This is a genomic window from Hymenobacter defluvii (assembly GCF_017589435.1).
Lineage (GTDB): Bacteria > Bacteroidota > Bacteroidia > Cytophagales > Hymenobacteraceae > Hymenobacter > Hymenobacter profundi.
Genome location: NZ_JAGETX010000042.1, coordinates 1 through 6,771, shown reverse-complemented (window position 1 = coordinate 6,771; position 6,771 = coordinate 1). Strand labels below are relative to the sequence as shown.

Genomic DNA, 6,771 nt, shown 5'->3' with positions numbered 1-6,771 from the left:
ATAGTTATTCTTCAGCCCGAGCTAAAGAACGCCTGCTTAGGTAGTTCGCAGGCAACAGGTCGCACGTTGCCATCGTTGTTGCTCAGCACCACGACGGGGCAGCCGTCGAGGCGGGGCTGGAAGACCCGCTCGCAGGAGACTGCCGTCGACGAGCCCGTACATGAGGGGAAGTAGCGAGAGGGTGAGCCAGTGCGGGTATGGTTATGGTGGGGTGTTAGCCGAGTGGCCATGCACCAGGGCACGACTCACCCTCTCCCCGTTTAGTCGCGGCTGCGCAACAGGGCCGTGAGCTTGCCGGGGATTAGCACGTGCACCGCGTGGGTCACGACGCCCCAGATGCGCAGGTTTTCGGGCTCGGTAATTTCGTAGTCGGGGTAAGCCGGGTTTTCCGCCTGCAGCCACCAACTGCTTCCGCGGCGCACGAGGCGCTTGACGGTGCACTCGCCCTCGACGACGGCCACTACGATGTGGTTGTGATCAGCTTCCAGGTGTTTATCAACAGCGAGCAGATCACCGGCGTGGATTTCAGCACCCTGCATGCTCTCCCTGCTTACGCGTACCAGGTACGTGGCCTCGGGGTGGCGAAATAGCAGCCGGTTCAGATCGAACAGCTCCTCCAGCTCATCGGAGGCCGGCGAAGGAAATCCCGCGGGGACGAGACAAGCGAACAAGGGCAGGCACAGGGTGGTGGTGGGGCTACCCACGTTGAGTAGTTCTTTACTTTGGGGAAGGCAGCAATGCAGTCCCCCTCTTTCCGCTGCCGGCGGAGAAGATGCAGACACCGGAGGCAGCGCAACAGTGGCTGGAGCACGTGCGAGATACGATGCTGGTGCAGTTTGTCCTGGGCTAGCACTTGCTGAGACTGATGCCCCGGGCGAGTGTCAGTCGACTTCCAGCCGTAGAAACTCCATTGGGTTGTAGTCGTGGCAATCGACCACGATAAAGCCCGTCTGGGTTGCCTAGTCTACCTCGTGCACGATGTGGCGCTGTGGCCTACGACCTGAATGAGTCCGGGCAGCAGCCCCCCACGCCGCTCATGGACGCGGTCCTACACAAGCACGCGGCGGTAGTCGAACGGCTCCTGCAGCGCGGCGCCCGGATGACCATTGTCAACCATTAGGGGCAGACCGCCCTTGACATGGCCCGCGCCGACGGATTTCTGAGAATCGCCCGGTGCCTTGAGGCGCAACAGTAGGCGACCGCCGATGTCGTCGCAGGGCTTCAGTTGGTGGTCGCCGTGAAAGCGGGCAACAGTCAGGAGATCGAGCGGCTTCTTGCGGCAGGATATCCGGTAGACGAACAGGTACCCTTCTCCGACGACGCGCTCACCGATGCCCCAGGCTCGGACTTGAGCTCGCGCCTTATCGTGGAGAGGGAATCTGCAGAAGCATAATGCAGTAGCCCGTGGGGCTCACTCTCCTCCCGTATTCCTCGTGGAAAAAGAAGTTGCCGCGACCACGTAAGCGGCCGCGGCAATGCAGAATAACTCCGCAGAGGCTGCGCCGAGAAGGAAAAGCTGTTGTTTGCCGGCCGTTAGCTTTGCGTGAGCGTGCCTTGCGTGACTCCGGTAATCACGCGCCGGAGTTGCTCCTGGTGGGTATCACCCCATTCGCCCAAGGCCACCAGCAGCGGCAGCAGCGACTCTCCCAGGGGGGGTGAGGTGGTATTCCACGTGCCGGGTCTGCTGCGAGAAGTCCTCTTTGCGCAGCAGTTCGTGGTCCACCAACTGCCGGAGCTGCAGGGTCAGCACGCGGCGCGTGGCATCGGGCAGCCGGCGGTGCAGCTGACTGGGGCGGCGCAGCCCCTGGGCCACGAAATAGAGTAGGCTCATCTTCCATTTGCCGCCCAGTACCTCCCGCAGCAGGTCGAGGCCGCAGTCCAGGTTGAGAGGAATTTTGCGTTCGTACATGGGGAGGCAGCGTGAGGAGCGTGAACAGACGAGCAAGGGGGTAGGGATTGCAAAATCCCGTATTGCCGCGCCCGGCGGCGGCACGGACCTTTGCTAAAGGTACATCACTTCTCGTTTTTATGTCTAACTACTCCAACCACTGCTGCGGCGTTCCTACTGGCCGATGAAGGCCTCACTGGCAAGCGCGTCCTCATCACGGGCGGCACCAAGGGCGCGGGCAAAGCCATTGCTGATCGCCTGCGCGCCGCCGGATCTCAGGTTATCGTCACGGCCCGCACGGCCCCCGAAGACGATGACACCACCAACTTCCTGGCCGCCGACCTAAGTACATCGGCCGGCGTCGCCGCGCTGCTGGCCGCCCTGGCAGCCCGCTGGGGCGGCGTTGATATCCTGATCAACAACGTGGGATGCTCAGCATCCCCCAGTGGGGGATTCGCGGCCCTCACCGACGAGGATTGGGCGCAGGAGCTGAACGTAAACCTGCTGCCGGCCGTGCGCCTCGATCGGGGCCTGCTGCCGGGTATGCTCGGGCAGGGCGCGGGCGTTATCGTGCACGTCGGCTCCATTTTGCGTAAGATGCCGCTTTTTGCTGCCTCCTTGGCGTACTCGGCCGCCAAGGCGGCCCTCGTCACCTATAGCAAAGGACTGGCCCAGGAGGTGTCACCCAAAGGGGTGCGGGTGCTTACCGTATCGCCCGGCTTTGTGCAGACCGAGGCGGCGGAGCGCCTGGTCGAGCGCCTGGCCGCGCAGGCTGGCAGCGACTACGCCACGGCCCTGCAGGGCTTGATGGACTCGCTGGGCGGCATCCCGATGGGCCGGCCCGCCTACCCCGAGGAGGTGGCTGAGTTGGTGACGTTCCTGGTGTCAGGCCGCGCGGCCTACCTCTCGAGCACCGAATTCGTCATCGACGGCGGAACCTTGCCCACGGTATAAGCCGGGCCGTTTTGTTACGTTCTAGGGCGCGAGGCCGGTTGCGGCTTCGCGTTGCCTAACTCCCTCCCGCCACGTTCGACGCAAAGCCGAAAACACCCCCTACCCTTCTTAAACGCCCTACTATTATGCTTCCCTTACCCTCGCCAATTGCCGCGTACATGCAGGCCGTGCAGGCCAATGATACGACCGCTGCCCTGCACTGCTTCGCCCCCCGTGCCCATGTACACGACGACGGCCAGCACTACAGCGGCCGGGACGAGATTGGGGCCTGGCTGACCCGCACGCAGCAGGCCACGCCCTTTACGCAGGAGGTGACCCATGCCGAGCCCGGCACCGACGAAACCGTCGTCACGTTGCGGGTAACCGGTGATTTTCCCGGCAGCCCGTTGTGTTTGCGCGCCCACTTCCGGCTCGATGGCGGGCTCATCCACGACCTGCGGATTCACGGGTAGCAGCTGCATAGGCTAGTAACGGACTCTGAGGCAGGGCTGCCTACCCGGTGTTCTTTACTGCAAACGCACGGGGGGTACGCGGTAAGTATGCAGCTGAGTCACGGGTGATGTGATTGATGTGAGGTCGTCGGTTTGCTGGCCCCGTTCACGGCCAAGTAGGTATCGGCGGAAGGGTGCCGGAAGAGTTGATCGGCACATTCCCTGCAGGACCAGACGCACGGCTACGCTCGTCACGCTCTAGCAAGCTGGACGTGAGGGGGGCAGCAACCAAGTTCGCCTTCTCTTTCGGGCTGAGCAGGGGCTCGTTGGGGCGGCTCCCTTCACTTGGCTTTAGGATACAGGCGCGGAAACAAGCTGTTGATCTTGCTCATCGCCGCAGCGGCAATGTTATCAAAGACTTTGGTGCCGGCCTCGTATTCTTTTAACAGCTGATGCGTGTCTTTCATCAGCTTTTGCAGTTCGCTGTCGGTCAGCACCAGAATACGCTCAATCTGGTACTCTTCCAGCTTGAACTTCCGCATCCGCCCCGCTACGCGGCCGCGAAAGTCGGTGGGGGGGGATGGCGAGGGGGAAGGCGACGGCTCGGGCAGGGGCGTGTCCGGCAGCTGGAGCTGCAGCTGTTTGGGCTGCAGCTTGCTGGGACCGTTATAGTGAATATGAAACTCAATGGAATCTACGCTACGACCCTTCTTTTTCTCGATGTAGGAAATGTCAAAGTTCAGGGTGTTGAGTTCTTCCAGCGACGGCTTGAGCACGTACTTGCGATAATCAGCAAACTGGGGATAGGCTTCCCCGGTTGTTAAATCCCGCAGCGTTTCAATATCAACTGTATGCGGGCTTTTGAACTTCCACATCTGCATGATCCAGTAGAACTTGTGGGTGTTCGGGCTTTTGATGCTGAGCAAATCCGCCACTTGGCCCAGGGTGAAGTTCTCGGTCAGGTTGGTCAGGTACGGGATAACGTCATTGGAGAAGTAGCCGGAAATGGTTCCCTGTCCGCTATCGAGCTTCAGCGAGTGCACCAGGGGGACTTTGTGGTAGTCTTTCTTGCGGTTAGGCATGGGCAAGTCGATGCGGATGGCATCGAGCCCGTCCATCGCCACGTGCAGGTACTGATAGCCGCGTCCGCCGATCGGTTGGTCACCCACTAAGTCTGATAACGGGATAACAATACGCTTGCTGTCCGATTCGTCGCGGCGCAGCCCGCGCAGCAACAGCACGAAGATGCGGGCTTCGAGCAAAGTCATCGCCCAGGGGTGTTCGATCAGCACGTTGCTCTGGGCGACCGTCGTGGTGCGCCGGTTGTCCTGAATCTCGAGACGATACGTGTCACTTTCGGCCTGCTGCAGCTGCTGGTTGCCGACAGCGGCGGCTATATCCTGCTTAGCGGCCACGACGGCCGCATACGCCTCCGGCTGCGTATCGAAGTAGCCGATGCTCTTCGTTTTGCCGTTGATCCGTACTTGGGCTTTCCAACGATTCCGGTTTTTCTCGAAGGTGGTACCAGGATACTGTTTCTTAGCCATCGGGTGGTTACATAGCGAGTGGCTAAAGTAACACTTTTAGATAGTAATGCAAATTATCTCACCTCCTATCTCAGAGGTAACGGGCTCCTGTCTCAGAGGTAACGGGCTCCTATCTCAGAGGTAACGGGCTCCTATCTCAGAGGTAACGGGCTCCTATCTCAGAGGTAACGGGCTCCTATAATAGGGTCATAAATACTTAATATTCAAATAGTTATGCGACCCTTAATATTATAATAAATATAAATAGATAAAGTTGGAATAGAGCTCAGGTTTTTAATTGGATGAGTGAGATAAAAAACTATCTCAAAAGGTAATTCCTTCCTATTTCAAAACTATCTCAACGAGGTAACGAGCTCCTATCTCAAAAGGTAACGGACTCCTATCTCAGAGGTAACGGCTTCCTACTCAGAACTATCTCACTTAGGTAAGGATCAATGTAAGATAGTAGTTATCAAAATCTTATATTCGTAATGAAAAAAGGGGTTTGGCCCATTACGAGTAGGGCTAATTGGTTGTTCTTTCACTGTACAGTCAGCACGAAGCCATGGATAGGATGGATTCGTGTAGATACATACATTATAAAAAAGTACAGGTGCCACCCGCTCCACTAGGGGAAAAGAATGAGATTTGTACCCTTATAAAACGGTAGATGTAAACTTTAAAAAGTATAAAAAAGTACATGTCAAATTAGTTTTATTAAGCCTTTTGTGCTTTTTAATGCTATTTTTGTTGAAGCTTTTTACTGGTTTTTAGCAACCGTTCCAGTACCTTTTCAGGTAGTGCTTTTTGCGACTCCGGTAGCTTCAACAGATATTCCTGCCACGCCATATCGGCGTGTTCACGCATCTCGCCAAAGCCAGACACCCAAAATTCCGCTTGCTTGATCTGCATGTAGGTTGAGCGCTTGATGTGCACGGTAAATGAAACCCAAGGATCTTGCTCCTGCTGCGGTTCTTCGGCCAAGTCTGGTACTGGTTCTGGTACCGGGTGCGAGTCTTCGGGCTGCAGGCTCCTTAACTTCTCATTGACGGATAGCAGATTACTGCCGAATTTTGGCTTGTTCATAGTCGGGAAAGAATTTCGCTGGTAAGAGAGATATAATCGCTGGCGCCATTGCTGGTAGGTGCGTAGTCATACACACTTTCCTTCTGAATTTGTGCTTCGGCCAACGCGACGTTCTCCCGGATGGAAGTTTTCATCAAAAGCTTCCCGAGTTCCGGGTGCTGCTGCATGACACCCACCATATCATGGTGGAGCCTTTTGCGATACGTAGGTGAATATTTAGTAAAAAAAACACCTCCCAGAATAAGCTTCGGGTTTACCCGCTTGCGGATCATCGTACAGGTTTCCAGCAACGTAGCAAGTCCTTCAAAGGAATAATATTCCGGCTGAGTGGGAATAAAGACTGCATTGCTTGCCGTCAGCGCGGCATGGGTCAGCGTAAACAAGTTGGGGGGGGTATCGATCAGGCAATAGTCAATGCCCTCCACTGATTCCAGCACCTCCCGAAGCACAAAGTCACTTCCCGGCTGCCCTGCCAATTCGCGCTCCAGATCGTGGAGCTTGGGCATTGACGGAACAAGGTACAGCCCTGCTCCTACCTGCTGTACTACTTGATCTAAGCTACTTTGCCCCGTCAGCAGATGCCCTATGTGCTTGTCATGCGTCAGCGAGAAAGACATGGAAAGATTGCACTGCGCGTCGCAATCCAGCAGTAGCACGTGCTTGCCCTGGCTTGCCAAGCACTGTGCAACCGCTAGGGTCGAAGTTGTCTTACCCACCCCGCCTTTATGATTAGCAAAAGAAATTGTCTGCATAGAGAATTTTTACAATACATGTAATACTACAGATTTATGAAATACAGAACAAACCTACAACTCTATTTATGCTAATAACTCCAATAATTCGTGGAATTCCACGAATTATTGGAGTTATTAGCATAAATAGAGTT

General features: G+C 56.4%; 8 protein-coding genes. 3 read left to right on the top strand and 5 right to left on the bottom strand.

What is annotated here, in order from left to right; translation table 11 throughout:
• Window positions 1-260: 260 nt before the first annotated feature.
• Window positions 261-704: a LexA family protein gene (locus J4D97_RS22520; RefSeq protein WP_347879387.1), complete on the bottom strand. Its 444-nt coding sequence runs from the start codon at window positions 702-704 to the stop codon at window positions 261-263.
• A gap of 332 nt (window positions 705-1,036) precedes the next feature.
• Between J4D97_RS22520 and J4D97_RS24095 the strand changes: the two genes are divergently transcribed.
• A complete protein-coding gene (locus tag J4D97_RS24095) occupies window positions 1,037-1,120 on the top strand; it encodes a hypothetical protein (protein ID WP_432207230.1) in 84 nt (27 codons plus the stop codon).
• A 480-nt stretch (window positions 1,121-1,600) separates the two neighbouring features.
• On the opposite strand, the gene J4D97_RS22515 is transcribed toward J4D97_RS24095, so the two are convergent.
• Complete coding sequence (locus tag J4D97_RS22515; RefSeq protein WP_243900475.1) at window positions 1,601-1,909, bottom strand: winged helix-turn-helix transcriptional regulator; 309 nt, start codon at window positions 1,907-1,909, stop codon at window positions 1,601-1,603.
• A 90-nt stretch (window positions 1,910-1,999) separates the two neighbouring features.
• On the opposite strand from J4D97_RS22515, the gene J4D97_RS22510 reads away from it, so the two are divergent.
• Window positions 2,000-2,842 (top strand): SDR family oxidoreductase, encoded by an 843-nt coding sequence (locus J4D97_RS22510; protein ID WP_243900474.1) that lies wholly within the window; start codon window positions 2,000-2,002, stop codon window positions 2,840-2,842.
• 125 nt (window positions 2,843-2,967) lie between these two features.
• Window positions 2,968-3,294, top strand: coding sequence for a nuclear transport factor 2 family protein (locus J4D97_RS22505; protein WP_208309548.1), 327 nt, complete (start codon window positions 2,968-2,970; stop codon window positions 3,292-3,294).
• 320 nt (window positions 3,295-3,614) lie between these two features.
• Here J4D97_RS22505 and J4D97_RS22500 read toward each other — a convergent pair whose 3' ends face one another.
• The 3 genes from J4D97_RS22500 to J4D97_RS22490 all read right to left on the bottom strand — a co-directional run bounded on the left by J4D97_RS22500 (window position 3,615) and on the right by J4D97_RS22490 (window position 6,637).
• On the bottom strand, window positions 3,615-4,820 hold the full coding sequence (locus J4D97_RS22500) for a RepB family plasmid replication initiator protein (RefSeq protein WP_208309547.1): 1,206 nt from the start codon (window positions 4,818-4,820) through the stop codon (window positions 3,615-3,617).
• A 720-nt stretch (window positions 4,821-5,540) separates the two neighbouring features.
• Window positions 5,541-5,885: a hypothetical protein gene (locus J4D97_RS22495; RefSeq protein ID WP_208309546.1), complete on the bottom strand. Its 345-nt coding sequence runs from the start codon at window positions 5,883-5,885 to the stop codon at window positions 5,541-5,543.
• Window positions 5,882-6,637, bottom strand: a complete 756-nt coding sequence (locus J4D97_RS22490; RefSeq protein ID WP_243900473.1) for a ParA family protein — start codon at window positions 6,635-6,637, stop codon at window positions 5,882-5,884. Before J4D97_RS22490 ends, J4D97_RS22495 begins: the two co-directional genes overlap by 4 nt.
• Window positions 6,638-6,771: the final 134 nt, after the last annotated feature.

Excerpts from the sequence above, each read along its gene's own strand:
- J4D97_RS24095 (WP_432207230.1), top strand. The coding sequence starts at position 1,037 with ATGGACGCGGTCCTACACAAGCACGCGGCGGTAGTCGAACGGCTCCTG.
- J4D97_RS22515 (WP_243900475.1), bottom strand. The coding sequence starts at position 1,909 with ATGTACGAACGCAAAATTCCTCTCAACCTGGACTGCGGCCTCGACCTG.
- J4D97_RS22505 (WP_208309548.1), top strand. The coding sequence starts at position 2,968 with ATGCTTCCCTTACCCTCGCCAATTGCCGCGTACATGCAGGCCGTGCAG.
- J4D97_RS22500 (WP_208309547.1), bottom strand. The coding sequence starts at position 4,820 with ATGGCTAAGAAACAGTATCCTGGTACCACCTTCGAGAAAAACCGGAAT.
- J4D97_RS22495 (WP_208309546.1), bottom strand. The coding sequence starts at position 5,885 with ATGAACAAGCCAAAATTCGGCAGTAATCTGCTATCCGTCAATGAGAAG.
- J4D97_RS22490 (WP_243900473.1), bottom strand. The coding sequence starts at position 6,637 with ATGCAGACAATTTCTTTTGCTAATCATAAAGGCGGGGTGGGTAAGACA.